Below are 25,524 nucleotides of genomic sequence, written 5' to 3'. Positions count from 1 at the left end.
AATGCTACTGCGCCAGTTGCGCCTGCTTGCGCAATATGGGCCGGCCGAGATCGCCGGGTAGCGGCTCTCCCAGTTGCGGCACATCACCATAGCTGCGCGGAAGGCCCGCGAGCGTGTCGCTTCCGTTCGCCCCCTTGCTGTCGGGCTCCCTCTGGGCAGGCGCAAGCTGGATGGCTCCCGGTTCGAGCGCCATCCATCCAGCCGCCGCCAACAAGAGGCAGGTGCTGACCGTACCGCCAATGATCACAGGCTTGCGGAAACGGATGGTGCGGGGCGGCCGCGCGCGAAGGGCCAGTGTCTCGGGGTCGACTTTCGCGACGGCGTCGGGCGCTTGCTGCGTTTCGGGCGCTTCGTCTCTCGCCTCAGCTTCGGCCCCGGCACTCATGGCCGTGCCCTTGCGGGCTTGGACGAAGCCTTGCTGATCCGGACAATCTGCTGCCGCTTCTTGCCCAGGCGCAGTTCGGCCCGATCGAAGAGGCGATCAACCACATAAAAGCGTTCCCGCATCCGATAATTGACCAGTTGTGCTTCGCCGTCCTTCGAGAGGACAAACAGCGGAGGCGCCTCTCCCACACCGATATCGGACGGAAATTCGATATAGGTCTGTCGCCCGTCGTCAAATGCCCGCACCGGACGCCAGGCTGGGCTGTCGCCAGAAATGAAATAGCGAAAGTCCAGCTTTTCAACGCTCAGGCCCGATGCAACTGGTTCGGCGAGCCTTCTGGCCTGTTCTGCCTCTCGCAACGCGATCAGCGCGTCTTGCGGGTAGGTCCAGGAAATGCCGGCAAGCCCGGTTTCGCGAACGCTGGTCAACAGGAGATGGTAGCTTCGCCTGTCTGTCGTCACGAGGAGGTTGGTCGTGAGGCCGGCGCTGGCGGGCTTGATCAGGATATGTGTCCTTTTGTCCGGCCCGGAGCCGCTGCTCGTGTCCCCCACAATCCAGCGCGCCGTGTCACCGCTCGCAACGGCGACCAAAGTCTCGCCGGCCTGCAGCACGATGTCCGTTACCCGTTCAGGCGCGGTCATAATCCGATAGATGCTGCCATCGGCGTAAGGGAAGGCCTGGAAAGCGCCCACAAACTGGCCAGAACCGGCCCGTTCGCCCCGGGCCTTCCGAGCCTCCCCATCGACCGCTCCGCCCTGGCGACGCGAGTCGGTGAATTGCTGCGCCCGTGACGCCTCGCCGGACGTGAGCGAGACAAGAGCGAGAACGAAGAAAATGGACTGCTTCATGACCGTGCCTCCATATCATCGACATCAATCGAGGGAGCGCGTGCGGGTGATCCGGCCGGTGGCCGGACTGGCTGCGATACAGACTCGCCATCGTCCAGCTCCCGGCTCCAGTCGATCGCGTCGACATAAATGCCCAGTGGATTGCGCCGGAGACGATCAACGGAGATTGGCCTGTGCCGTGATATGGTGAGGATGGCGGTCCATCGTGAAGTGCCGGTCCGCGCGCCGCGCTCATATTCCGTCTCCGTCCATTTGACCTGGAAGGATCGATCCGACGCTCGCAGGACGCTGATTATCTGGACGGCGACGGTGCGATCGCCAATACGCGCGAAGGGCTGACGCTCGCGCGCATAGTCATTGAGGTGCAGGGCGCCGCGCTCGCTTGCAAAGTCATAAGCCTGAAGCCAGGCCTTGCGCATCAGCACGGGGTCGAGAGAGACACCGCGCACATTCTCGATGAAGCGGCCAAGCTGCCAGCAGATCTGGTGGTCGGTGGGATCATAGACAGCCTCGGCCGGACTGACCGCTCGCGGTTCCCCCAGTCGGTCGACTTCAACGACATAGGGGATGACGCGGCTCTGGAGTGACTGCCAGACAAGTCCTGCAGCCATGACAGCCGAGAGGCCAAGGCTTCCAAGGGCCATCAGCCGCCAATGATAGGCTTGCACCCGGGCGCTTCCGATCCGCTCGTCCCAGACCTGGGCGGCGCGCTGATAGGGAGTTACGGGATAAGGCGTCTGCGCATAGCGTTGCGCCGCGCGTTTGAAGAACATGGCTCAATTCTCCTTTTCCTCAATGTCAGGCAAAGCTGCTGCGCCACCGCGATCCCCTTCCCGCAGCGCCTGGACCGCAAGATGCCGATGGTGACGATTGTCCTGCCGCTGCTGCATGTCCTGCGCCCATCCCGGCCGCGATTGCTTGCCCTGCTCGCCGGTCTCGCCAGCCGGCATGCGCGGCGCCCGGTTCTTCCATGCCAAATCCTGCCCTCTAACGACGGCGCCATCGAAGCCCAGGCTTTCAGACAATTTGTGCGATGCTGCGCCCCTGACAGTCTGGGCAATTCCGCCCATTCCAGCGCCGATGGAGGACGAGACGGCGGTTTCCTGCCCAAGCGTATAGGAGGCCCGGGCAGCGGCCCCCATTGCGGTACCACTGCGAATTGCGGACAAGGCGCTCGTGCCAAAGGTACGCGCGGCGCCAGCGATGCCGGCTCCGCCGAGTGCCGCGGCGGCACCGGCTCCAGCCATGGTCGCAACGGCCGAGCCGGCGCCCAGCTGCGGCGCACCGCTCACAAGGCCTGATGCAACGCTGGGCGCGAATATGCCCAGGCCAAACAGCGCGAGCGCGGCGAGCATCAAGCTCATGGCCGCACCAATATCGGGCTGACTGCCGGGCAAGGCGCCGACGAACTCACTGAAGAAGGTCGCGCCGATGCCGACGATGACGGCAAGGACCATCACCTTCACACCGCAGCTCACGACATGACCCAATGTCCGTTCAGCCAGGAAGCTGGTCCGGTTCCACAGCGCAAAGGGAACGAGGATGAAGCCGGCGAGCGAGACCAGCTTGAACTCGATCACCGTCACAAACATCTGAACGGCAAGCACGAAGAATGCGAGGATCACGATCGCCCAGGCAAAGAGCAGGATCGCGATCGTCAGGAAATTGTCGAAAAAGCTGGTGAAGCCCGTCATCTCCGACGCCTGATCGAGCAGCGGCCAGGCCGCTTCGAAACCGGTGCCCGCAAGCCGGCCTGGCTTGAGCAGATCATCAGCCGACATGCTTGCCCCGCCAGCGGTCAGGCCTGCGGCGGCGAACGATCGAAATATGATGACCGAGAGCGCGGAGAAATTGGTGATGATGAAGGCGAACGCGCCGACATAGAGGATCTTGCGGATGAGCTTGCCCAGCACATCCTGCTCCCCGCCCATCGCCCAGAACAGCGCGGCAAGCGTCATGTCGATCCCGATCAGGGTCCCGGTCAGGAAGCGGACATCGCCGCCCAGCAATCCGAAGCCGCTGTCGATATAGGCGATGAAGGTCGCCAGGAACCGGTCGATGACGTTGAGGTCATTCATCTCGTCAATATCCTGATTGGCGGTGTCGCGGAGCCTCGCTGAGGGGAGCGATGGGCGAGGCTCCGCGACGAGGCAGCATCCGGCCGAGAGAGCGGCGGGACCGGTGCTGCCTCATCTCAATTGGGGGAATAGGCCTTGCCGGTGCCAAGGAACTGTTTGGCTGCGACGCGGGCGTCAGCTTCGGCCTGCGTGCGGCGGGCCTGCTCCATCGCCGCCATCATGGTCTGGAGTTGCATCTGCTGCTTGGCCGCGAGCGCGAGCAGCTGGTTCGTCGCCTGCCCGACCTGCAAAGCGCCTTCCGATTGCTGGCTGCGGTCGGCAATGGCGTCGAGCGTCGCGGCATCATCGGTGATCGCGCTCACGATCGTCGACTGGACCCGCATGCTCTGCTCATGCGCCTGCATGGCAGCCTCGAACCGCGACCTGGCATCAGCCAGCCGCTGATCCTGGCGCAGGGCGGTATCGAAATCCGCCCGATAGAGGTGACGCAACTGCGTCTCGAAGCGATCGATGCGAAAATCGATGCCTTGCGCCGTTGCCATCAATTGCTCGACTTCTTTCAGACGCTGGCTGATCGCCTGAATTTCGGGAAAGCTTGCACGGCTCAAATTCCGGGCCATGTTCGACAGCATCGTCGCTTCATTCTGCAGCGACTGGATCTGCTGATTGATCTGCTGAAGCGTGCGCGCGGCGGTCAGCAGATTCTGGGCATAGTTGGCGCTGTCGAACACCGGAATGGCCTGTGCCGCGGGCACGGCTAGCCCGCCCGACAGCGAGATCAGCAAGGCGACCTTGAGCATCGCGATGCTTCGAGCCGGCACGAATATGGGTCTGACGGACATGTCATTTCTCCATGATGTCTGATCGGGGGAATTGGCCGAGCATGGCCTGCGCCTGCGCGAAACCGGCGCTGCGAAGGAAGTGGGCCGCGAAATCCGTGCGCCCATGGGTTGCCATGATAGCCCTGATCCGCTCCTGCGCGGCCTGATCCGATGCCCCGCACAGGGCGCGCGCGATCGGCCCGAGGCCCAGCTCGAAGAGCCGGTTTCCGCGACGGGACTGGAGATAATAATGCTTCTTGGGCGTCGAGCGGCTGATGAGTTCGATCTGCCTGCTGTTGAGCCCGAAGCGGGCATAGGTCTCGCGGGACTGTGGCTCGGCCGCGGTCGCATTGGGCAGGAAAATGCGTTGCGGACAGCTTTCGATGATGGCTGGCGCGATCGTGCTGCCGCTGATGTCGGCAAGGCTCTGCGTCGCAAAGATCACGGCGACATTCTTCTTGCGCAGCGTCTTGAGCCATTCGCGTATATGGCCTGCAAACATGGGATCATCGAGCAGGCGCCAGGCCTCATCCAGGATGAGAAGCGTCGGCCGGCCATCGAAGCGCGCCTCGATCCGATGAAACAGATAGGTGAGCACAGATGCGCTGATTGCCTTCTGCCCCATCAGCGCCTCGGTCTCGAAACATTGGACGTCCGCCTCGTCCAGTTCCTCGCGCGCCGCATCGAGCAGGCCGCCACGCGCACCTTCGAGCAGATAGGGCGCGAGCGCGGACCGTAGCGTGTTGGACTGGAGCATCAGCGAAAGGCCGGTAAGGGTTCGCTGCTCCGGCGGCGCCGTGGCCAGGGTAGACAGCGCGGACCAGACCGCCTCATTCACCTCCGGCGTGATCAGCAGCTTCTCCTGGGCAAAAAGCCCCGCAATCCAGCCAGCTGCCCAGCCACGCTCCTTCTCATCATCGATTCCGCGAAGCGGCTGGAAAGAGAGCTCCGACATGTCGCCCTCACCCGCACCCAGGCAGTGATGGCTGCCTCCCATCGAGAGGATGGTCGCGCGGGCGGACAGTCCCATGTCGAAGAAGATCAGTCGGGCACCAGGATAGCGACGAAACTGCATGGCGATCAAAGCAAGCAACACGGATTTCCCCGCCCCAGTCGGGCCGACGACCATCACATGCCCGACATCCTCGACATGGGTTGAGAGGCGGAAAGGGGTCGCCCCCTGGGTCTGCGCCTGCAGCAGCGGCGGCCCGGCAAGATGGCCATTGTCCGCAGGGCCCGCCCAGATCGCCGAGAGCGGCATCATATGGGCGAGGTTGAGGCTGTGGATGAGGGGCTGGCGGACATTGGCATAGACCTGGCCCGGCAGGCTCGAGAGCCAGGCCTCGACCGCGTTTACGCTTTCGCGAATGCAGGTGAAGCCAAGGCCATTGACCACGCGCTCGACCGCCCGCACCTTTTCTTCGACTTTCGCGCTGTCGGCGTCCGCCACCACGATCGTCGTGGTCATATAGCCGAAGGCGACATGGTCGCCGCCCAGCGCCTGAAGCGCGAGATCAACGTCGACGACCTTGTTGTCGGCATCGGTGTCGAGCAATTGGGTGGGCTGATTATACATAACCTCCCGCAACAGGGCGGTCAGCGATTTGCGCTTGCTGAACCATTGGCGACGAATGCGCGTCAGGGCCTTGGTTGCGTCGACCTTGTCGAGCGCAATGAAGCGGGTCATCCAGCGATAGGCAAAGCCCTGATTGTTGAGTGCATCGAGAAGCCCTGGCCGGCTGAGATTGGGGAAGGCACGCAGGGTCAGCGCACGGATGTGCAGCTTGCCGAGCATTGGCTCGAGACCGCCGACAAGGGCTGTGTCGGCAAGGATCGCATCCAGATAGGCGGGCGTCGAGGGAACGCGAACAGGATGGGCCCGCTCCGAAATGGTGCCGTGAAGATAGGTCAGGGTTTCCTGGTCATCGAGGGGGGCCAATTCGGGCATGAATGCCGCAAAGAGGTCGAAGACACGATCGGTCTCGGCGGCGAAGCCGGCAAGCGCCTGACGCCAGTCGCGGCCGCTCTGCCCGTCCTTCTCGATGAGATTGCGTCCCAGCGCATCGCTCTGATCGGCTGGCGGCAACCACAGCAGGGTTCCATGATAGCGGCTCTCGAAATGCTGGCCTTCGGCAAGGAAGGCCTCGCGCCGTTCCTGGTCGACCAGCCAGGAGGCGGCATCCGGAAATATTCCTTCCGGATAGGCCAGCGCCTCACGCCGATCGGCCTCGAAGAAGATCGCCCACCCACTGCCGAACCGCCGCAGCACATTATTCGCCCGCGCGCAGGCCGAAATGAGTTCGGCCTCCGTCGCGCTTTCCAGGTCCGGCCCGCGGAAGCGGAAGCTCCGCTGCAGGCTCCCATCCTTGTTGAGGACGATGCCTGGCGCGACAAGACAGGCCCAAGGCAGATGATCGGAAAGCCGGTCGGAGCGTCGCCGATATTCGGCAAGGTTCAGCATGACAGATAGCCCTTCTGCCGGATGTGGCGCATGATGACCGGCACGAAATCGGGATCGTGCCGGGCAATGAAGACAGCCAGGCTGTGGCCGATCGCCCAGATCGCGATGCCGGCCAGCCATTGCTGGAGGCCAAGACCGAAGGCTGCCGCCAGGGTGCCGTTCATGATGGCGAGGCTCCGTGGTGCCCCGCCAAGCAGGATTGGCACCGTAAGGCTCGCATGGATCGGCACTTCAAACCCCTCCGGCGCCGTCATGAGATGAGCGCTCCGCCGCCAAAGCTGAAAAAGGACAGGAAGAAGGAGGAGGCTGCAAAGGCGATCGACAAACCGAAGACGATCTGGATCAGGCGCCGAAATCCACCAGATCCCTCGCCAAACGCGAGGGCCAGCCCCGTCGATATGATGACGATGAGCGCCATGATCTTGGCGACCGGCCCCTGGATCGATTCGAGGACCTGCTGCAGTGGTTCTTCCCACGGCATGCCCGAGCCGGCAGCCTGTGCCGAAGCTGCGAGAAAGGCCGTCCCCAGAATGACGGACGCGACAAGCATTTGCGGTCGAGAAGATGGCTGAACGATCATGATGTTTCTCCTTGCAAAGCGGGATCGGGAAGGCAGTGCGACCATGCATATGATCCGTCGGTCCCGAGGCCGTGGATTCGCACGATGCTGGCAAGACGGCGCGCCTGGCCGCGCCCTTCCAGGAAGGCGATCAGGTTGATGCCTTCGGCTATCAGTTGTCGCGGAACGATGGCCACGGCTTCCTGGATCAGGCTTTCAAGCCGGTGGAGCGCGGCGAGCGCGCTATTGGCATGGACCGTCGCGATGCCGCCAGGATGTCCCGTGTTCCAGGCCTTGAGCATGTCGAGGGCTTCGGGGCCGCGGACTTCGCCCACAATGATCCGATCGGGGCGAAGCCGCAGCGTCGAGCGGACGAGATCCGACATGGATGCCGTGCCGCTACGCGTGCGCAAAGCGACCGTGTCGGCAGCAGCGCTGTGGAGCTCCCTTGTATCCTCGATCAGGATGAGGCGTTCGTCTGCCTCGCCCATTTCCCGCAGCAGCGCGTTGACCAGCGTGGTCTTTCCCGAGCTGGTCCCGCCAGCAACCAGGATGTTGGCATGGGCGCGCACTGCGCCGCGCAGGATATCGGCGGCAACATGCGACATGATCCCGTCGGAGACATAGTCGTCTAGCGCATAGGGCCGTGTTGCAGGCTTGCGGATGGCAAAACAGGGCGCCTGCGCGATCGGCGGGATGATGCCCTCGAACCGCTCCCCTGCCCTTCCTTCTTCCCACGAGGGCAGCTCTGCTGAAAGGATCGGGGCGCCGGCGTGAATCTCGGTCCGCAAATGGGCGGCCACAAGCCGGATGATGCGCTCCGCCTCGCCACTATCCAGGACGGTATCGGTGGTAACGCGCCCCTCGCCCAGCCGATCAAGCCGCAGCCGACCATCCGGATTGACCATGATCTCGATCACTTCAGGATCGGCAAGCGCGGCAGCGATGGCCGGCCCCATAGCGGTCCGCAGCATCTGGCGACGGCGCGCGGCCGGCTCATCGCTGGCGGGGACGAAGGGACCGAGCTCATCCACGGATCGTCTCGCTTTTGGAAAATTCGCCGGCAGCGCGCTTGCCGCCTGCAAGCTGGCGACCGACCTCCATCACGAACGCGCCGAATCGCTCGCGCCCCCGCGCCCGTCCTGCGACATCACCCTCGGCCAGTGGCGGCAGGACCATGAGCTCGTAGCGGATGAACAGGGCCAGGGTTTCGACCAGCAGATCGATATCGCGCCGGGCGGACTCGAGTTCGCGGGACAGCTTGTCGAGCCGAAGCTTGAACTGCGTGTCGAGTTCGCTGTGGCGGCGCTGCTCCAACCAGTTGCGCAGAGCGTCATTGGCAAGGCGGCTCTTGTTGCCCACATGGCCGCGGGCAAGCTGGGTAAGCTCCTCGCAAATGTCGCGGTCGATGTAGAGATTCTGGCGGATTTTCATGATCGCCTCACAGGCCCAGCAGGGGGTTATGATCAGTTGCGTCGATCGCATGGCCCTGGACCACCGGGGCCAATGCCCGCGCCTGATCCATCGCGCGCTGGTCGGCGATCAGATCATCATCCTCCGCAATCGCACGATCCGGCTCCAACCCGTCTCGATCGCGCTCCCCCTCCCCCATTTCGGGCAAGGCCGGATGACGCTGCTGCTCCATCGCATCGCTTTCGCAGGACAATGACTGCTGGGGTGCCGGCATGGCTGCCTCCGTCACGCATAGGCCCTGCCAGACATCGGGACGCCTGGCCGGCCTGTCCGCATAGCCATTGAGGCCGAGCCTCGGCGCCGGGAGAAGCCGCGCTGCAAAATTGCTGTCCTGATAATAGCGCAGCTTGCGGGCCCGAACGGGCGGATGGCCTGCGACAAGAACAAGCTCTTCATCTGCCGCGAGTTGCATGACTTCGCCTGGTGTCAGAAGCTGGCGCGCGGTTTCCTGCCGGCTGACCATGACGTGGGCGAGCCATGGTGCGAGCCGATGGCCCGCGTAGTTGCGCATGGCCCGTTGCTCGGTCGCAGTGCCCAGCGCATCGGAAATGCGCTTGGCGGTTCGCTCATCATTGGTCGCGAAGGCGACGCGGACATGGCAATTGTCGAGGACCGAATTATATTCGCCATAGGCCTTTTCGATCTGATTGAGGCTCTGCGCAATGAGAAAGGCGCGGATCCCGTAGCCCGCCATGAATGCCAGGCTCGTTTCGAAAAAATCGAGCCGGCCCAGAGCAGGAAATTCGTCCAGCATCATGAGCAACTGGTGGCGATGAGGATTGGTCGGCGCCTGATCGAGCCGCTCGGTAAGACGGCGTCCGATCTGGTTGAGGATCAAGCGAACCAGCGGTTTGGTCCGGCTGATGTCTGACGGCGGGATGACCAGATAAAGCGAACATGGCTGCTTGCCTTCCACCAGATCTGCGATCCGCCAGTCGCAGCGCGAGGTGATTTCGGCGACGACCGGATCGCGATAGAGGCCAAGGAAGGACATCGCCGTCGAAAGCACGCCGGACCGTTCGTTCTCGCTCTTGTTGAGCAGTTCGCGCGCCGCCGAGGCGACGACGGGATGAACCTGGATTGTTGCCTTGTAGCCCAGATGATTGGTGGTCATCATGTGGCGCAACGTCGCGACGAAACTGCGCTTGGGATCGGACAGGAAGCTTGCGACACGCGCCAGCGTCTTTTCCTCTTCCGCATAGAGGATATGGAGGATCGCGCCGACCAGCAGCGAATGGCTCGTCTTTTCCCAATGATTGCGCGTAGAAAGCGCTCCCTCGGGGTCGACTAGGATATCGGCGATATTCTGGACGTCGCGCACTTCGTCGGCGCCGCGACGCACCTCCAGAAGCGGGTTGTAGCGCGCCGAGCGCAGATCGGTCGGGTTGAACAGCAGGCAATGGGAGAAACCGGCGCGCCAGCCGGCGGTTATCGACCAGTTCTCGCCCTTGATATCATGGATGATTGCAGACCCGGTCCAGCTGAGCAGGGTCGGAACGACCAGCCCCACGCCCTTGCCCGAGCGGGTCGGAGCAAAGGCCATGACATGCTCGGGGCCATCGTGCCGCAAATAGGTCGATCCGGTCTGGCCGAGCACGATACCAGCCTTACCAGCCAAGCCCGCTCTGCTGATCGCGCGCCGATTAGCCCATTGGGCTGACCCATAGGTCGTGACATGACGGGCCTGCCGCGCGCGCAGCACCGAGCCGAATATCGCCGCGCCGCATGCCACGAGGCCACCGGCACCCGCGACGATTCCGCCCTTGTCGAATATGACGGGCGCATAGGCATCGAACTGGTACCACCAGACGAAAAGCGACCAGGGCCGGTAGATCGGCCAATCGAGCAGCCAGAACCAGCATGGACCGAGCGCCTCCTGAAACCCAAGCATTGCGGCAACCCATTGGGTTGCCAGCCACAGACCGGCCGTGACAATGGCCAGCACGATCAGCATTTGACCGAAAAGCAGCTTCGTCGGTGTCACGATCAGTCTCCGGTCCCGCCGGCCTGATCCGTTCGGGACCATTAAATGATCGCGTCAAAGGGCTGCTCGCACGATATGACAGGATATGACAGTTACCGCCAAATTGCGCCAATCGCAGGCGACGTATGCCATACCAACAGCGATCGATCAGCGCGAGAAATCGCTTTGTCGAACGCGTGACGGCAAACACCGGTAGAATACTACAGCCGGGTACAGCGCCCGCCCAAATTTCCTCTGCTGCGCCCAGCGGCGCTTGTCAGGCGACTTTGGCCAATGTGTTGATCCGGCATTCGCAGGCCTGGCGAACAAGGTTCTGGAGCATGCTCACGCGCTGCGCGATCCAGTCCAGTTCTTCCTCGGTGATGCGATAGGAGCGCGAGTAGCGCGCCTTCACATAGGCGTCGCGCAGCAGGGCATAACAGCGCTTCTCGAACCGGGTTTCCCGCGGCCAGACGGCTTTGAGCGATGGCTCCAACTCCTCGGCCAGATCCCGCAGACGGTTGAGATTATGGCTCTTGGGTGAGTAGAGCGTGCGGACCAGAAAGAGGCAGTGGTAGAGCCGCTCGACAGTCTGATGAAGGTCGAAAGGAGCGATGTTTGGGGCTCCATCTGCGACCGCATGTTCGTACTGTCGATAGAACTGCCCAGCCGTCTCGAACCACTCTTCGAAATAGTCCTGCGTCTCCTTGAGCGCCTGCTCTGGGGATAGCGGCTGCGGCTCGGCAAAGGGGTGATCCGGCGCGTCGTACAGCGCGATGCCATCGCGCACGATGTCCATGAAGAAATAGCGCCCGAGGCGCAGCTTCTCGTTCACATCCTCAAGGCTGTGATAGATGAGACTGACCGGGGTGCGCAGCTTGGTGCCGGCCGAAAGATCAGCCAGAAGCTGGGCCTCGGTCTTCTCCCAGAACTCGGCAATGTCGGTCAGGTCAGGCCTGGCCGTATTCTGAATGTCCGCTTCCAAGCGCGCAAATTTCGCCGTCGAACGGCTTGAATGGGCGCGTAGTAGCCGTTTCCCGAGGTCGACCGAAATCAGACCTTCAGCCTCAATTTTTCGATCCCTAAGTGCAGCCCGTCCGCTTTCCCGTTCGGGATGCCCAAGTCTGGCCGGTAGGCGAATGACCGCTTCGAATGTGGAATGGAGGGATAGCTGACGTTCACAGCGCGGCAGTTTGCGACCAGCTCAAGCCGTTCCCACCAGTCACTTTGAACGACCGCTCGGGCCAAAAGCGGCCCTAGGCAACCACAGCCTTCCGCATCGTGGTTGATCGCCTTCGGTATAAAGAGTGAAGTCCGCCACACTCGGACCTCCGATGTCCCTCGGCTGCAGGAGGTTTGGTCACTCACCCCGCGGCTGTCGCTGACCGGCCGCTACGAGCATCTCGCCGCTGGGCCGGCGTCGGCCAAGGCAGGCTATGCGAGTTCGGACTTCGTCGCCGGCTAGCTCAGCTTCAGTTTCTGACGCAGCCCGGTGATCCGCCACCAGCCTAGCCCGCCATAGAGGAGCGCAAGGCCGAGGAGCGTGAGCACCCCCGGCGCCACGTCGGCGAGGCTGGCGTGCATCTGGTTAAGCGGCACGAATACTTGCACGCCGCTGGTCGAGGGGATCAGCTGCGCCACCGCGCAGACGAAGCCCGGCATCTGGTCGAGCGGCCAGGCAGTGCCCGAGAGGAAGAAGAAGGGCGCGGAGGTGGGCGCGAGGATCATCATCGCCCGCTCAGACCGGTCGAAATAGCTGCCCAGCCACAGCCCCAGCCCGGCGACCGAGGCCGCCAACAACGGTGCGGCGAGCAGCATGCCCGCGACATTCTCGTCGTGCGGGATGCCCTGCACCCAGAAGATGAAGCCGAACAGGAACAGGCAGGTCAGCAGCCCAACCGATGTGAACGCTGCCCACGTGCCGAGATATTCGCCATGCCCCATCCGCCAGCGCCCATCGCGCCGCCGCCCGCCGACGAAGGTAGCGACGCCGAACAGCAGGGTCTGCTGGATGATGACGATGGTCACGGCGGGGAAGACATAGCCCTTGTAGCCCGCGGTCGGGTTGAACATCGGCTCGCGGACGATGGTGACCGGCGGCCCGGTGCGCACGGCCTGGCCCAGCACGTCCAGCTTCTCGACGGCGAGATCGCGCAGCACCTCGGTCACCGCCTCGCCGATCGTGCTGGCGCGCAGGAGGTACGAGGCATTGACCCATACCGCGATCCCGGCCCCCGGCGCGCCGGTACGCAGCTGGCGTTGCAGTCCGCGGGCGATCAGCACCACGCCGTCCACCTTGCCCGCGCGGAGCTGCGCCTGAGCCTCGGCTACGCTCGGTGCATGTTCGGCCACGATCACGGCGCGCGTGGCTTCGAGGTTGCGGACCAGCTCGCGGCTGAGCGCGCTGCCGTCCTCGTCGACCAGCACCACCGGCAGTTGCTGAGCGACTTCCTGGCTGTAGGGCGCCGGATAGTAGAAGGCATAGAGCACCACCGCGAGCAGCATCGTGCTGAGCAGGGTGCGGGAGGTCAGCACCGTCGCCCAGGTGGCGCGGAAGGCGGCGGCGAAACTCATCGCGCCTGCCGCCGGATCAGCAGCCAGGCGAGCGCGCCCGGCACCAGCACATAGGCGAGCAGTGCCAGAATCGGCGGGAAGATGGTGGCGACATCCTGTCCGCCCAGCTGCCCGGTCTGGAGCGCGAGGTAATGGGTGAGGGGCAGCACCTCACTCCAGAAGCGCGCGAAGCCGCTGCCGCCGTTGAGCGGCAGGGTGGCGCCCGCATAGGCTAACGCCGAACCCGCATAGACCGCGCAGACCGACAGCGCCGTGGCGGTTTCGCGCGTGGCCGCGACGAGCAGCGCGGAAATCGCGGCGGTGCCGAGATAGAAGAGCGTCTGCCCCGCGACGATCGCCGCTACGCTGCCCTCCACCCGCCAGCCGCGCCCCAGCGTCACGAACAGCAGCCAGGCGATGCCCCACAGGCTTGCGGCTCCGACATACGGCAGCAGCTTGCCGAACAGTGCGGGCACGATCGTGCCGCTGCGCGCCGCCCAGCCGCCGAGCGACCGCCCCTCCAGTTCCCGGCCCAGCGCCATCGCGGAGGTGACCGCCGCGACCAGATGCAGCACCGCCGGATAGATCAGCGTGCTGAGGAACCACTCGAAGCTCGACGCGGCGTTGTTGAGCGGCACCGCCTCGACGGCGAAGCGCCGCGTCGGATCCGGGGGCAGGGCGTGGCCGGAAAGCTGGTCCACCACCAGCGACGCGGCGGCGGCCTGCACCGCGCTCTCCGCACCGCTCGCCGCCTGCGAGCCGGAAGATAGGAAGCTGGCATTGTAGAGGATGCGGATTACCGGCGTGCGGTGGCGGGCAAGCCCCGCGCCGAGATCCTTGGGCAGGTGGACGAAGCCATTGGCATGGCCGCGCCGCACTTCCTCCACTGCCTCCGCCTCGGTGGCGCGCATCGCGACGATATGGACCAGCGGCGCCGCGTCGATCGCGCGCAGGATATCGCGGCTCGCCGAGCTGCGATCGTCGTCAATCACCACGATCGGCAGCCGCCGCATCGATCCCTGCCAGAACATCGCACCGATCAGAAACAGCAGAAGCGCGGGGATCAGCGTCAGCCCGGCCAGGTCCCAGCGGTCCCGCGCCAGATGGCGCAGCTCCGCCCCCAAGGCGTGGCCGAAGGCGCTCATTGCGGCCAGTCGAACAGCACGCTCATGCCGGGGCGCAGGCCGGGGATCGCCGTGACCGGGCGCAGCTTCACCTCGAAGGCGCGGACGTCATAGCCCGAAGCCTGCCGCGTTGCGCGCCACGTCGCGAAGTCGCCGCGCGGGGCGATATGATAGACCGCGAAATCGCCGTCGCGGCCGAGCGCGGGGATGTGGCCGTGCAGCCGCTTGCCCATCGCGATCCACTTGAAGCGATCCTCGCGCACGGTGAGCGCTACCCAGCTATGGTCGATGTCGAGCACCTGATAGGCGGGGATCACCGGGCTGACGACTTCGCCGGGCTGCACAAGCTTGCGCGAAACCTCGCCGTTGATCGGCGAGACCAGCTGGGTCTCGCTGCCGAGCGCGGTGGCGGTCTGCAGCGCCGCCTCGGCGATGCGGACCTGGGCGTTGGCCGCCTGCTTGTTCTGCGGGCGTGCGCCGGCGAGCGCTTTGAGATACTGTTGCCGCGCGGCCTCGGCCTGCTTGGCGCTGGCGTCGCGCGCTGCCGCTGCCTCGTCGCGCCGCTGCGCCGCGACCACGCCCTGCGCATAAAGGTTCGCGGTGCGCCGGCTGGTCACTGCGGCGAGGTCGGCTGCCGCCTGCGCCGCCTGCCAAGTGGAGCGCAACGAGGCGATGTCCTCCTGCCGCACGCCCTCATTGGTTTCCGAGGCGATCGCGCGGGCGGCGTCCACCGCGCCCTGCGCTTGCGCCTTGCCGCCGGCGATCTCCGGGCTCGACAGCGTCGCGAGCAGCGTGCCGGCGCGGACGCGCTGGCCTTCCTCGGCCACCAGAGTCTCGACGCGGGCGAGCGCCTTGGTGGCGACATTGACCTCGTCGGCATCGACCATGCCCTGCAGCTGCTCGGGTGCGGGCCGGTTGGCGAGCCACAGCCCGCCGACGATCAGCACCAGCACCGCGATGCCGAGCACGATCGCGAGGATGGGCGGCTTGCGGCGCGGCGGAGCCGCGGTCTCGTCGGTCATTGCTGGTCCTCCACGTGCCGGTCGGCACGCGCCATGAAGTCGCTATAGTCGTCGACGCGGTGGCTGGCGGCGAGCAGCGCCATCAACCCCAGGTCATATTCATAGGCGGCGGCGAGCCGCTGGGTGCGGACTGTCGACAGCGCCGCCTCGGCATCGATCAGCGCCGATGAGGCGACCTCGCCTTCGCGGAAGGAAAGCTGCTGCACGCGCAGATTTTCCTGCGCGGCGGCGAGGTTGGCATCGAGCAGCAGGAAGGAGCGGCGCGCCGCTTCGGCGATGTTCCAGGCGCGAACGATCTCACCGGCGACGTCGCGGCGCGCTTGCGCGGCGGCATCGGCGGCGGCGGCCTGGTTCTCGCGGGCGGCCGAGAGCGCCTTCTGGCGATCGAAGTTGGAGAGCAGGGTCATGCGCAGCGAGACGCCGGCGATCCAGTCGGGCTCGGTCGGCAGCGCGTTGTTGCGATTGGCGTTGTAGCTGCCGAAGGCGAAGGCCTGGGGGCGATAACGCGATTTGGCGAGATCCACCCCGGCCTGCGCTGCGCTCTTGGCGGCATCCGCACCCTGCGCGCGCGGCGACTGGTCGATGCCGTCGAGGAAGCGCTGGAGCGGCGGCAGCGGCTCCGAATGGACGAACAGCGGAGTGGAGGCGGTGACGCCCAGCGGCTGATCGAGCAGCCGCGCCAGCGTATCGGTGGCGATCGCCTCCTCGCTGCGGGCATGCTCGAAGGCGCGCTGGGCGGTGTTGCGCGCGACCTCCACCTCCAGCACCCGGGCATGGGCGAGCACGCCTTCCGCTTCCAGCTTGCGCGCGTCCGAGAGGTGCCGGTCGAAGGCTTCGAGCTGTTCGCGGGTGGATACGGTCAGCTGACTCGCGACCTTCTGGCCGAAATAGGCGCGCACCAGATTGACGCGGGAGAGATCCTGCCCGCCCGCCTGCTTGGCCCGGGCGATGCCTACCGCTGCGTCCGCGCCCTTCTGGACGGCGGGAATCGCGCCGCCGGTATAGAGCGGCATCGCCGCGGTGATCGCCGGACGGAACACGGTGTCGCGCGTCTGGAACTCCAGCGTGTTGGGAATCGCGCCAAACAGCCGGGGCAGGGCCGCGCCGATCCGCTGGGTCACCTGCGCCACAATCTGCGCGCTCGCGCCGGAGAATTGCCCGCCAAGCTGGTCTAGAAAGCCGTTGGTGGCGCTCAGCGCATCGGCCTTGGGCTCGGACAGGTCGACCGAGAGCGTCTTCTGATATTCGATCACGCTCGCCGAGGCGGTGACCACCGGGCGGCGCAGCGTTCGGGTGGCGGCGGCGATTTCCTCGCTGGCGCGGACGGCATGGTCGTCGCCGCTGAGCCCCGGTGAGGCTTTGTCGAGCCTGGCGAGCGCTGCCTGAAAACTGAGCGGGGGCGGCGGCGCCTCCTGCGCTACTGCGGTGCCGGTAGAGGCGAGCAGTAGGGCGAGCGCGGCAGGCCCGCTGCAGCAACGGTGCGCGACGTGTAGATCCTGCCGCTTCGTGCTGCGCACCCTGCTCCGCCCCTGCTTTGCCTGCCACGCCGCCGAGGGTCGCTCCCGCGACGGCGTGATCTTCGATTACGCATATTTGCAATGAAACACGCGCGCAATTGAATTCCTCGGATGCCCCGCCCCCGTGCGGTCGCGAAACAGCAACGGCGCCATTTCGTACAGGTTTGGCCCCTAGGTCAGGAACTCATGGCCGATGCCGGTCGAGACATAAAAGCGCTGGAAAATGCCCGCCGCCTTGATCGCCTCGGCATTGGCGCGGGGAGTCATCATCTATGATCCTTGGTATAACGGCCAAGCTTCTGACATAACCAGAGGCCGGTCGGGCGAACGTTGAATGTCGGCTTCTGACGAGAGGCGCCGTTCGACATGCCGCAGGCGAACGGCAGCAAAGTCCCAGGCCCAGTCATAATCGGGCGGTCCGCTTTCAAGCATCGTAATATTGCGGTCGAACGGCTTGAGTGGGCGCGTAGCGGCCACTTCCGCCGTCGACCCATTGCTGCCGTTCGGAGGTCGATTTTCAATCGCCAAGTGCTGAAGGTCTGCTTGTTAGATTCGATTAAGGCCGTGCTTCTCCCGCAGTGTAAGCTGAAAGGGGGGCACCCAAGGATGCTGGCAGTTTGAACGCACCGCCCTCGAAAAGATGGGCCGCACGTTTTGAAGATGTCGGCCCCGCAGCCTGTTTGTCACATTTCCCCTCTAGCCACTCCCAGAATCGACACTTCGTCATAATAAACGGTCGCGGAACTGGGATGAGCGGAACGGACAGGGAAAGAGCGCGCTGGCTGCTGCGCAATATCTTGCCGCATGAGCCTGCTTTGCGCGGCTGGCTTGCGCGTCGGCCATTGGGCGGCCTCGAACCCGACGATATCATTCAGGAGTCCTACAGCATCTTCGCGGAGATGGATCGGGTGGACACCATCGCCTATCCCCGGGCCTATCTGTTCCAGGTAGCCCGGTCTGTGGTAACCCGCCATGTCCGCCGTGCGCGGATCGTTCCCATCCACGCGGTCGACAATCTTGACTATCTGGACCACCCTGACGATACCGCATCACCCGAGCAGACGGCGATCGACCGGGATGAATTGCGCCAACTGGCCTGCGCGATCGCGGCCATGCCGCTCAAGACGCGTGAGGCGTTCATCCTACGCCGGGTCGAGGGCCTGCCTCAGCGCGCAATCGCGGCGCAGATGGGTATATCGGAAAATACGGTCGAGACGCATATTTCGCGCGGCATCCGATTTTTGATTGACTGGTTCGGTCGTGGTGGAAAGACGCTGCCCCAAACCTCTAGGGATGTGACAACGGAGACGCGCGCAGTTGATGGCCGGACAAGAAGACAGTCGCAGCATTGACCAAACCGCGTCCGATTGGGCGGCGCGGCTGGATCGTGGCGCGCTGTCTGCGGCGCAGGATGCCGAACTGAATCAATGGCTGGCCGCCGATCCGCGCCATAAGGGTGCCCTGCTGCGTGCCCAGGCATTGTCGTTGATGAGTGAGTCCGCGCAGGCGCTGGGCCCAGATTTCGACCCTCGTCTGTTCGAACCGAAAAAACAGCGCGGCCTGTCGCGACGACATTTGCTCGGCATCGGCGGTGGTGCGCTGGCCGCCATGGCGGGCATGGCCGCATTGACCATCGGCATGCCAGCATCGGGCGCGGAAATCCGCACCGGCCGCGGCGAGATGCGACTGGTGCCGCTGGAGGACGGGTCGACCGCCCTGCTTAATACCGACAGCCGCATCCAGATCCTTTATGGTGAAAAGGAACGTCTGGTCTCGCTGCTAGATGGCGAAGTCTATTTCTCGGTCGCACGCGACGAGCGGCGCCCATTCATTGTCGAGGTCGGCGGTCGCCGATTGCGCACAGCGCAGGCCGGCTTTCGCGTCCGCAAGCTGGCCAAGGCGCCTGTCGACATACTGGTGCATCAGGGACTGGTCGAACTGCCTGCGGTCAATCCCATGAGCGGTCAGGTCGTTGCCCTGGCTGGCAATACCCACATGGTCATGGCCAATGCGGCAACCAGCCTGTTCGTCGCGGAACGGCCCGAACCGATCTCGCCCGAGCGCATCAACCGGGAGCTGGCCTGGCGCGACGGGAAACTGGCCTTCGAGGGCGAGACCTTGCAGCAGGCGGCCAATGCCTTTGCCCGTTACAGCGAAACCCGCATCCTTATACCGGACGCGGCACTGGCGCGCGAACCTGTAACGGGTCTGTTTACAGCCAATGATCCCGCTGGCTTCAGTCGCGCCATTTCGACCATCTTCGATGCTAGCCTAGTCCGGCAGGACCATGACCTCATCCTGAGCCGCACAGCGCAGTCGAAAAAAAATTGACCCCGCATTAGCGGAACCGCCGGCCTCCCACCTCTTAGGGTCGAACGCCGTGCAGCGCGCGGCCAGCAGGGGGCTACCAGCTAATGTATTCGCGTCATTCTCTCCTCACTTGTGGGGCTTCTGTCGTTGCGCTTACCGCGGCCGTGCCGGCCCATGCGCAGGAACGCCTCTTCGACATACCCGCCCAGCCCGCCGTCCGTGCCATCCCCGAACTGGCCCGACAGGCACAAGTGCAGATCGTAGCCCCGGCCCGTGATCTGGCCGGCATCAACACGCCCGCAATCAAGGGGCGGATGGACGTGCGCGAAGCGTTGCGCCGCCTGATCGCAGGTACGCCGCTGCGGGTTGGATCGGACGACGGCAATGTCATCACCCTGCGCTCGGCGCGCCCGGAAGCCAGCGTCGGCAATGGCATGGTGCGCGGCCGTGTGTTCAACACGGTCACCGGCGAATATCTGCGCAACGCGGAAATTCGCGTCGAGGGCACGCCGATCACCGTCTATTCTGAGGATAATGGCGAATTTCGTTTGTCCAACATTCCGGCCGGTGAAGCGACGATCGTCGTCAAATATACCGGCCTCCAGACCGAAAGACTGATCGCCACTGTCAGCCCGCGTGAAGTCGCGACGCTGGACGTGGCGTTGCGCGCACCGACCTTTGCGGGCTCTTCCGCCGACGAAGGCTCGGCCATCACCGTCACCGCCCGGCGCGAGGGGCAGGCGGCCGCGATCATGGAACGCCGCGCTGCAACCAATGCTAAGACCGTGGTGGCCGCAGACAATTACGGCCTGCTGACCATGGGCGATGTCGGCGAATTCATGAAGCAGATGCCGGGCATCTCGCTCGACTATACCGAGGTTGATGCCACGGCGGTACGCATTGGTGGTCTCGACCCCAAATATTCGACCTTCACCACCGACGGCGCTCGCATGGCAACGGCGACGTCCAACAACAATAATGGCCGGCAGAACAGTTTCGAGCAGATGTCGATCACCGGCATTGAGTCTATCGAGCTGAACAACACGCTGACCGCCCGCATGGATGCCGACGCGCCTGGCGGCGCGATCAATCTGCGCAGCAAATATGCGTTTCAGCTGAAGAAGCGCCAACTGCGCTTCCAGGTCGGCGGGGTCGGCACCTCGGACGCCGGGATCGGCGAAATCTATTTGCCCGACAATGACAAGCATGCCCGCATCTATCCATCGGCCAGCTTCAACTATGGCGACGTGTTTCTGGACGGGCGGCTCGGCGTCGCGCTGAGCGCCAGCTACAATGCCAATTATGTCCAGCAGGATCGCGTCCAGACCGACTGGTCCTATCTCGCCGACGGCCGGGTCATCCCCTATCAGGTCATGTGGCGTCCTGGCCCGAAGAAGACCAGCCGCACCGCCGCCAACCTATCGGTCGACTATAAATTCTCCGACGAACTCGCGCTGTCGCTGCGGGGCAGCTATTCCCTCTACGAGGTCGAATATTTCAACCAATATACCTATTTGATTTTCGGCACGACGACCAAATCCTATGCCACGCCGGATTCGACCGGTACCCATATCGTCGTCAATCCCAACGGCACCAACACGCGGCTGCACACCCAATATTCGCATCGCTATGCCGGCACCCCGGCAATGCTGCTGGCACCCAAGCTCGAATATAAGAATGACGATTGGGAAGTCGCGCTGCGCGGCAGCTATTCCAGCTCGGAATTCAATTTCCGCGACAATTCCAGAGGCTTCTTCCAGCGCACCGACAGCTGGCTGACACGGATCGGCTTCACGCTCGACCGGGCGTCGGAAAGCTCGAACGCCTGGACGCTGCAACAGACTGCCGGTCGGTCGTGGAGCGATCCCACCAGCTTCAACCGTGACGATGACATCGGCAACAATATCCGCACGGCTGAATCGGACGCCCGCAATGAAATGTATGGCGGCAATCTGGACATCAAGCGCAAGCTGTTCGTCGGTGACGTGCCGCTGACGCTGATGGCGGGGGCCGGCGCGCGGGTGAATGACTGGCGCACCAATGAGGGGGCTTATGACCAGTTCCAATATGTCGGCCCGAACGGCGACCTGAGCCAAAAGGATCCAGCCGCAGTCATTCCCTGGACCAATCGCTATCAGTTCGAAATCATCGGCTTCAACGCCGGCAACCTCAACGACCAGAATTGGCGCGCCGACAATAATTACGCGATGTACGACATCTACAAGGCGCATCCGGAATATTTCGTTGCAGATACGGTCGGCAATCTGAAGCGCGACCTCGACAACAACAAGCGGGTCAAGGAAGATATCTACGCCGCCTATGTCGAGGCGGAGGCGCGCGTCGGCAAGGCGACCTTTGACCTCGGCCTGCGCTACGAGAAGACCAGGACTGGCGCGCTGGTCGCCAATATCCGTCCGACCAGCGAGGTCGAGGCGGCAGGCTACAAGACCAACACGGTCGAAGGACTGCTCTATCAATATAATGGCGGCACCTATTCGACCCGTCATGGCGAATATGACGACTGGTTCCTGAGCGGGGGCATGAAATATGATTTCAGCCGCCGGCTGGTCGGCCAGATTGCCTTCAGCCAGTCGATCCTGCGGCCCGACTATGGCAATCTGGGCGGCGTGGTGTCGGTCAATGACGATACGCAGATCGTCAATGTACCCAATCCCCTGCTAAAGCCCGAACATTCGACCAAATATTTCGCCAGCCTTCAATATTATCTGGAGCCGTCGGGCATCATCGGCCTGTCCTATTATCGCCTCGACATGAAGGACATGCAGGTTACTGGGATCGAGGTCGATCCCGCCGCCGTCGGCTTCGACCCCGATGAATATGCCGGCTACACATTCCGAAGCGCGCAGAATCTTCCGGGGACCAGCACCAATGAGGGGCTGATCTTCGAATATGACCAGCAGCTGACCTTCCTGCCGGGCATCCTCAAGGGGCTGGGCCTGCGCGGTTCCTTCACCCGTCTCTTCCCCGATGCCGAGCGTGTGAACACGCCGGAAAAATCGGCCAACTGGGGCCTGCGCTACAGCTATGGGCCGTTCGACTTCCAGCTGACGGGCAACTGGCAGTCGCGATATCGGGTGAGTGCATTGAGCGCCACGCCGACCACCGCCAACAATGGCGTCCTCTATCATACGGATCGCCAGCTCTGGAATGTGAGCTTCAGCTACAAGCTGAGCCCCAATTTCGAATTGAATGTCGCCGGCCGCAATATCTTCAACGCGCCCGACGTTATCTATTCCAACGTCGAAAGCCGGGTGCGCCAGTACAGCATCTACGGCTCGATGTGGAACATCGGCATCAAGGGCAGCTTCTGATCCTCCCCCACTGGACGGAGCGGCCTTGGGCAGCTCCGTCCCTTTCCAATCCCATCGAAAAGGCATCATCATGGCAATGCAAATCGACCGCCGCAGCATGATCCTGGGCGGCGCCTGGGGCATTGGGGCGCTGGCGCTGCCTGCGGGCCGAGCGCTGGCAGCCGAACTGATCGGCGCGCGCGGCTTCACTCATGCGGTAGCCAGCGGCGAGCCGGGGGCGGATTCGATGCTGCTATGGACCCGCTATGTCCCTGCGAGCGATGCCGAGAGCGTGCGCCTCGACGTCGAAATCGCGATCGATCCCGACTTCGCCCGGACCGTCGGCGGCGGTACGGTACGCACCGGCGGCTATCGCGACTGGACAGCGAAAGTGACGATTGATGGGCTTCAGCCGGGCACGACCTACTGGTATCGCTTCGTCGCGCCGGATGGCAGCAAATCGCCGGTCGGCCGCACCCGGACGTTGCCGCAGGGCGACGTGCCGCGCTTTGGCCTGGGCGTCTTTTCCTGTTCCAACCTGCCCTATGGTTGGTTCAACGCCTATGCCCATGCTGCGGCGCGCGACGATCTCGACCTGTGGCTGCATGTCGGCGACTATATCTACGAATATGGCAATGCGTCGGTACGGCCCGGTCAGGGCATCGTGGGGCGCACGCTGATGCCCGACACGGAAATTCTGGCGATTGCCGACTATCGCCTGCGTTACGCTACCTATCGGGCTGACTCCGACCTGCAACGGCTGCACCAGATGGCGCCGATGGTTGCTCTGTGGGACGATCATGAATCGGCCAATGACAGCTGGGAAGGAGGCGCCCAGAACCATCAGGCCGACAAGGAAGGCGACTGGAACACCCGCCGCGCCGCCGCAATGCAGGTCTATCGCGAATGGATGCCGGTGTCGGACGAGCCGTGGAAGGCCTATGATATCGGTACGCTGGCGACGCTGTATCGCACCGAATCCCGCCTGCTCGCCCGTACGCGCCCAACCGACATCACGTTCGCCGCCAGCGCGCCCGATGCGGACGCCGCGCTGAAGGCCTTCCATGATGGCGTGTGGCAGGACCCATCGGCCACCATGTTGGGCAGCACCCAGGAAAGCTGGCTGGCCCATGCGTTCCGGGCGAACGCCCGCACCACCGCCTGGCAGATGGTCGGCATGGGTACGATCATGGGCCGTACGGTGATGCCGGCCAATGTCACCGACTGGCTCCGTCCCGACGCTAACGCCAAGCTGGTCCAACGCTATCGCAACAGCGTGCGCATGGCGCAAAATGGCCTGCCGATGTGGATGGACCGGTGGGACGGCTATCCCGCCGCCCGCTCGCGCCTACTCCGGTCGGCACAGGCGGGCGACTCCGACCTCATCATGCTGGCGGGCGACAGCCACAATGCCTGGGCCTATGGCCTGGTCGAGGATGGCCAGCCCGCCGGTGTCGAATTTGCCGGACAGGCGGTCACGTCGGGTGGCATGGAGGGTGACCTGCGCGGCGATCCGACGGCGGTGGCGCGCGGCTTCGTCGCCGCCAATCCCGAACTCAAATGGGCGAACACGCACCAGCGTGGCTATATGATGATAGACATCAGCCGTGATCGGGTGACGGGCGAATGGCTGTTCCTCGATACGATCAAGGCGCGCAGCACGCGGATCGCCAGCACCCATCGCATGTCGGTCGAGCGCGGCCGCCGTGTCTTCAGCGCCTGATCAGGAGATTATGATGCGGTCCGCGATCGTTGCGCTGCTGCTGCTTGGTTCTGGCCTGCCTGCTCGGTCGGCATCGCCCGCTGTGCCTGCCGACCTGCCGCGCGAACAGATCGCAGGCCCTTTCGCCTCGGGCCATGTCCAGGGCATTGCAGTCGATCGCAAGGGCGGCTTCATCTATTATTCCTTCACCGACATGCTCGCCAAATATGACTTTGAAGGCCGGCTCGTCGGCACACTGACCGGCTGGTCGGGGCATCTGGGCGACCTGGACTTCAACCCGGTCGACGGACGGGTCTATGGCTCGCTGGAATATGGAAAGCAGGACGCCTTCTATATCGCGATGATCGACGGGGCACGGATCGATCGGGTCGGCATGACGGTTGCCGGCACCGACCTGCTGCGCGCCGTCTATCTGCCCGAAGTGACGCGCGACTATGCCGCCGATCTCGATGGCGACGGCAAGGCGGATCATCGCTATGGCTGTTCAGGCATCGATGGCGTCGCTTTTGGCCCCGCCTTCGGCCGGAGCGACGGCCCGCTCTACCTGACCGTCGCTTACGGCATTTATGGCGACGTCGCCCGCAGCGACAATGATCATCAGGTCCTCCTGCAATATGACGCGACGGACTGGGGCCGAGAGGCGCAGCCGATTGACGAAAAGGCACTGCACCATTCTGGCCCGACTACCCCTCGGGGCAAATATTTCGTCCTTACCGGCAACACCCGCTATGGCGTCCAGAACCTCGCCTATGATTCAAGCCTGCAACGCTGGTTCATGGGCGTCTATCAGGGTGCCAAACCCGACTGGCCCAATTATCTGCTGTTCGCGCTCGATGCCCGCAGCCGGCCACGTCGCCAGGCCTTGCAAGGCCTGGCTTCTCCTCAAGGCATGAATCCGGAAAAAGGCCTGCTACTGCCACTCGCTCAGGATGGGATTCATGATGTGAAGACGGGTGTGCGGGGGTGGTATCAGAAGGCCGATGTCGGAATACAGCCCTTGGGAGATGGCCTATACTATCTCGTCCAGAACGACGGTGTGCGCGGCGCGCAGTCCGGCGTTACGCGGTTGATGCATTGGACGGGCGCCTCTTCCAAGCCCTTTGAGACAATGCCAATGGCCGATCGATGACGTGCTCACCCACTGGCGTTTGATGGAAGTACCCTTACCGCGCGCCGATATCTTGTATGCTTGCCAAGGACGAGAACGACCCTTTGTTGCCCTTCAGCCGTCGATTTTCCGTTCCCAGTTGCGGTCAGTCTGCTTTCTCATTCTGGATGCCCAAGATGGCCGGTAGGCAACCGTCCGGTTCGGAAGGTGGTGCCCCGTTCGATTTCCAGACAGTCGATCGCATCGATATAAAAAATGGCATCTAACG

Annotated in this window: 21 protein-coding genes; 5 read left to right on the top strand and 16 right to left on the bottom strand. The window is 63.8% G+C overall.

Annotated features, from left to right (window positions below; translation table 11 throughout):
* Positions 1-4: 4 nt before the first annotated feature.
* The 16 genes from A0U87_RS27105 to A0U87_RS11020 all read right to left on the bottom strand — a co-directional run bounded on the left by A0U87_RS27105 (position 5) and on the right by A0U87_RS11020 (position 16,804).
* Positions 5-385, bottom strand: a complete 381-nt coding sequence (locus tag A0U87_RS27105; RefSeq protein ID WP_346763659.1) for a hypothetical protein — start codon at positions 383-385, stop codon at positions 5-7.
* Complete coding sequence (gene trbG, locus A0U87_RS11095; protein WP_137405552.1) at positions 382-1,233, bottom strand: P-type conjugative transfer protein TrbG; 852 nt, start codon at positions 1,231-1,233, stop codon at positions 382-384. Before trbG ends, A0U87_RS27105 begins: the two co-directional genes overlap by 4 nt.
* On the bottom strand, positions 1,230-2,006 hold the full coding sequence (gene trbF / locus A0U87_RS11090) for a conjugal transfer protein TrbF (protein WP_137405551.1): 777 nt from the start codon (positions 2,004-2,006) through the stop codon (positions 1,230-1,232). Before trbF ends, trbG begins: the two co-directional genes overlap by 4 nt.
* A 3-nt stretch (positions 2,007-2,009) precedes the next feature.
* A complete protein-coding gene (trbL, locus tag A0U87_RS11085; RefSeq protein ID WP_137405550.1) occupies positions 2,010-3,311 on the bottom strand; it encodes a P-type conjugative transfer protein TrbL in 1,302 nt (433 codons plus the stop codon).
* Positions 3,312-3,427: 116 nt separating this feature from the next.
* Entirely contained in the window at positions 3,428-4,153 is a 726-nt protein-coding gene (gene trbJ, locus A0U87_RS11080) for a P-type conjugative transfer protein TrbJ (protein WP_240700550.1), read from the bottom strand.
* 1 nt (position 4,154) lies between these two features.
* Entirely contained in the window at positions 4,155-6,593 is a 2,439-nt protein-coding gene (gene trbE, locus A0U87_RS11075; protein WP_137405549.1) for a conjugal transfer protein TrbE, read from the bottom strand.
* The gene (locus tag A0U87_RS11070; RefSeq protein WP_137405548.1) at positions 6,587-6,847 is read right to left on the bottom strand and encodes a VirB3 family type IV secretion system protein; all 261 of its coding nucleotides are present in this window, start codon (positions 6,845-6,847) and stop codon (positions 6,587-6,589) included. The genes trbE and A0U87_RS11070 overlap by 7 nt, the downstream gene beginning before the upstream one ends.
* Positions 6,844-7,218 (bottom strand): TrbC/VirB2 family protein, encoded by a 375-nt coding sequence (locus tag A0U87_RS11065; protein WP_137405547.1) that lies wholly within the window; start codon positions 7,216-7,218, stop codon positions 6,844-6,846. The genes A0U87_RS11070 and A0U87_RS11065 overlap by 4 nt, the downstream gene beginning before the upstream one ends.
* Positions 7,170-8,126 (bottom strand): P-type conjugative transfer ATPase TrbB, encoded by a 957-nt coding sequence (gene trbB / locus A0U87_RS11060; RefSeq protein WP_137405565.1) that lies wholly within the window; start codon positions 8,124-8,126, stop codon positions 7,170-7,172. Before trbB ends, A0U87_RS11065 begins: the two co-directional genes overlap by 49 nt.
* A gap of 52 nt (positions 8,127-8,178) precedes the next feature.
* Positions 8,179-8,586, bottom strand: a complete 408-nt coding sequence (locus A0U87_RS11055; protein ID WP_137405546.1) for a CopG family transcriptional regulator — start codon at positions 8,584-8,586, stop codon at positions 8,179-8,181.
* Positions 8,587-8,593: 7 nt separating this feature from the next.
* Positions 8,594-10,609: a conjugal transfer protein TraG gene (locus A0U87_RS11050; protein ID WP_137405545.1), complete on the bottom strand. Its 2,016-nt coding sequence runs from the start codon at positions 10,607-10,609 to the stop codon at positions 8,594-8,596.
* A gap of 256 nt (positions 10,610-10,865) precedes the next feature.
* Complete coding sequence (locus tag A0U87_RS11045) at positions 10,866-11,573, bottom strand: HEPN domain-containing protein (protein ID WP_240700548.1); 708 nt, start codon at positions 11,571-11,573, stop codon at positions 10,866-10,868.
* A 476-nt stretch (positions 11,574-12,049) separates the two neighbouring features.
* Entirely contained in the window at positions 12,050-13,162 is a 1,113-nt protein-coding gene (locus tag A0U87_RS11035; RefSeq protein WP_122928377.1) for an ABC transporter permease, read from the bottom strand.
* On the bottom strand, positions 13,159-14,286 hold the full coding sequence (locus tag A0U87_RS11030) for an ABC transporter permease (RefSeq protein ID WP_137405543.1): 1,128 nt from the start codon (positions 14,284-14,286) through the stop codon (positions 13,159-13,161). Before A0U87_RS11030 ends, A0U87_RS11035 begins: the two co-directional genes overlap by 4 nt.
* Positions 14,283-15,287, bottom strand: coding sequence for an efflux RND transporter periplasmic adaptor subunit (locus A0U87_RS11025; RefSeq protein WP_017502347.1), 1,005 nt, complete (start codon positions 15,285-15,287; stop codon positions 14,283-14,285). Before A0U87_RS11025 ends, A0U87_RS11030 begins: the two co-directional genes overlap by 4 nt.
* Complete coding sequence (locus tag A0U87_RS11020) at positions 15,284-16,804, bottom strand: TolC family protein (RefSeq protein ID WP_063141607.1); 1,521 nt, start codon at positions 16,802-16,804, stop codon at positions 15,284-15,286. The genes A0U87_RS11025 and A0U87_RS11020 overlap by 4 nt, the downstream gene beginning before the upstream one ends.
* A gap of 749 nt (positions 16,805-17,553) precedes the next feature.
* On the opposite strand from A0U87_RS11020, the gene A0U87_RS11015 reads away from it, so the two are divergent.
* The 5 genes from A0U87_RS11015 to A0U87_RS10995 all read left to right on the top strand — a co-directional run bounded on the left by A0U87_RS11015 (position 17,554) and on the right by A0U87_RS10995 (position 25,277).
* Positions 17,554-18,156: a sigma-70 family RNA polymerase sigma factor gene (locus A0U87_RS11015; protein ID WP_010335864.1), complete on the top strand. Its 603-nt coding sequence runs from the start codon at positions 17,554-17,556 to the stop codon at positions 18,154-18,156.
* Complete coding sequence (locus A0U87_RS11010) at positions 18,125-19,135, top strand: FecR domain-containing protein (protein WP_136187710.1); 1,011 nt, start codon at positions 18,125-18,127, stop codon at positions 19,133-19,135. Before A0U87_RS11015 ends, A0U87_RS11010 begins: the two co-directional genes overlap by 32 nt.
* 143 nt (positions 19,136-19,278) lie before the next feature.
* Positions 19,279-22,446: an outer membrane beta-barrel protein gene (locus A0U87_RS11005; protein WP_206366597.1), complete on the top strand. Its 3,168-nt coding sequence runs from the start codon at positions 19,279-19,281 to the stop codon at positions 22,444-22,446.
* Positions 22,447-22,516: 70 nt separating this feature from the next.
* Positions 22,517-24,148, top strand: coding sequence for an alkaline phosphatase D family protein (locus A0U87_RS11000; RefSeq protein ID WP_137405541.1), 1,632 nt, complete (start codon positions 22,517-22,519; stop codon positions 24,146-24,148).
* 10 nt (positions 24,149-24,158) lie between these two features.
* On the top strand, positions 24,159-25,277 hold the full coding sequence (locus tag A0U87_RS10995) for a hypothetical protein (protein WP_137405540.1): 1,119 nt from the start codon (positions 24,159-24,161) through the stop codon (positions 25,275-25,277).
* Positions 25,278-25,524 lie beyond the last annotated feature (247 nt).

Origin of the sequence: Sphingobium sp. MP9-4, from assembly GCF_005281675.1 — a bacterium.
Classification (GTDB): Bacteria; Pseudomonadota; Alphaproteobacteria; order Sphingomonadales; family Sphingomonadaceae; genus Sphingobium; species Sphingobium yanoikuyae.
The sequence above is the reverse complement of the archived record's forward strand: the minus strand, read 5'-3'. Positions and strand labels throughout refer to the sequence as shown.

Coding starts and splice junctions, on each gene's coding strand:
- A0U87_RS27105 (WP_346763659.1), bottom strand. CDS start 385: ATGAGTGCCGGGGCCGAAGCTGAGGCGAGAGACGAAGCGCCCGAAACG.
- trbG (WP_137405552.1), bottom strand. CDS start 1,233: ATGAAGCAGTCCATTTTCTTCGTTCTCGCTCTTGTCTCGCTCACGTCC.
- trbF (WP_137405551.1), bottom strand. CDS start 2,006: ATGTTCTTCAAACGCGCGGCGCAACGCTATGCGCAGACGCCTTATCCC.
- trbL (WP_137405550.1), bottom strand. CDS start 3,311: ATGAATGACCTCAACGTCATCGACCGGTTCCTGGCGACCTTCATCGCC.
- trbJ (WP_240700550.1), bottom strand. CDS start 4,153: ATGTCCGTCAGACCCATATTCGTGCCGGCTCGAAGCATCGCGATGCTC.
- trbE (WP_137405549.1), bottom strand. CDS start 6,593: ATGCTGAACCTTGCCGAATATCGGCGACGCTCCGACCGGCTTTCCGAT.
- A0U87_RS11070 (WP_137405548.1), bottom strand. CDS start 6,847: ATGACGGCGCCGGAGGGGTTTGAAGTGCCGATCCATGCGAGCCTTACG.
- A0U87_RS11065 (WP_137405547.1), bottom strand. CDS start 7,218: ATGGTCGCACTGCCTTCCCGATCCCGCTTTGCAAGGAGAAACATCATG.
- trbB (WP_137405565.1), bottom strand. CDS start 8,126: ATGCTGCGGACCGCTATGGGGCCGGCCATCGCTGCCGCGCTTGCCGAT.
- A0U87_RS11055 (WP_137405546.1), bottom strand. CDS start 8,586: ATGAAAATCCGCCAGAATCTCTACATCGACCGCGACATTTGCGAGGAG.
- A0U87_RS11035 (WP_122928377.1), bottom strand. CDS start 13,162: ATGAGTTTCGCCGCCGCCTTCCGCGCCACCTGGGCGACGGTGCTGACC.
- A0U87_RS11030 (WP_137405543.1), bottom strand. CDS start 14,286: ATGAGCGCCTTCGGCCACGCCTTGGGGGCGGAGCTGCGCCATCTGGCG.
- A0U87_RS11025 (WP_017502347.1), bottom strand. CDS start 15,287: ATGACCGACGAGACCGCGGCTCCGCCGCGCCGCAAGCCGCCCATCCTC.
- A0U87_RS11015 (WP_010335864.1), top strand. CDS start 17,554: ATGAGCGGAACGGACAGGGAAAGAGCGCGCTGGCTGCTGCGCAATATC.
- A0U87_RS11010 (WP_136187710.1), top strand. CDS start 18,125: ATGGCCGGACAAGAAGACAGTCGCAGCATTGACCAAACCGCGTCCGAT.
- A0U87_RS11000 (WP_137405541.1), top strand. CDS start 22,517: ATGGCAATGCAAATCGACCGCCGCAGCATGATCCTGGGCGGCGCCTGG.
- A0U87_RS10995 (WP_137405540.1), top strand. CDS start 24,159: ATGATGCGGTCCGCGATCGTTGCGCTGCTGCTGCTTGGTTCTGGCCTG.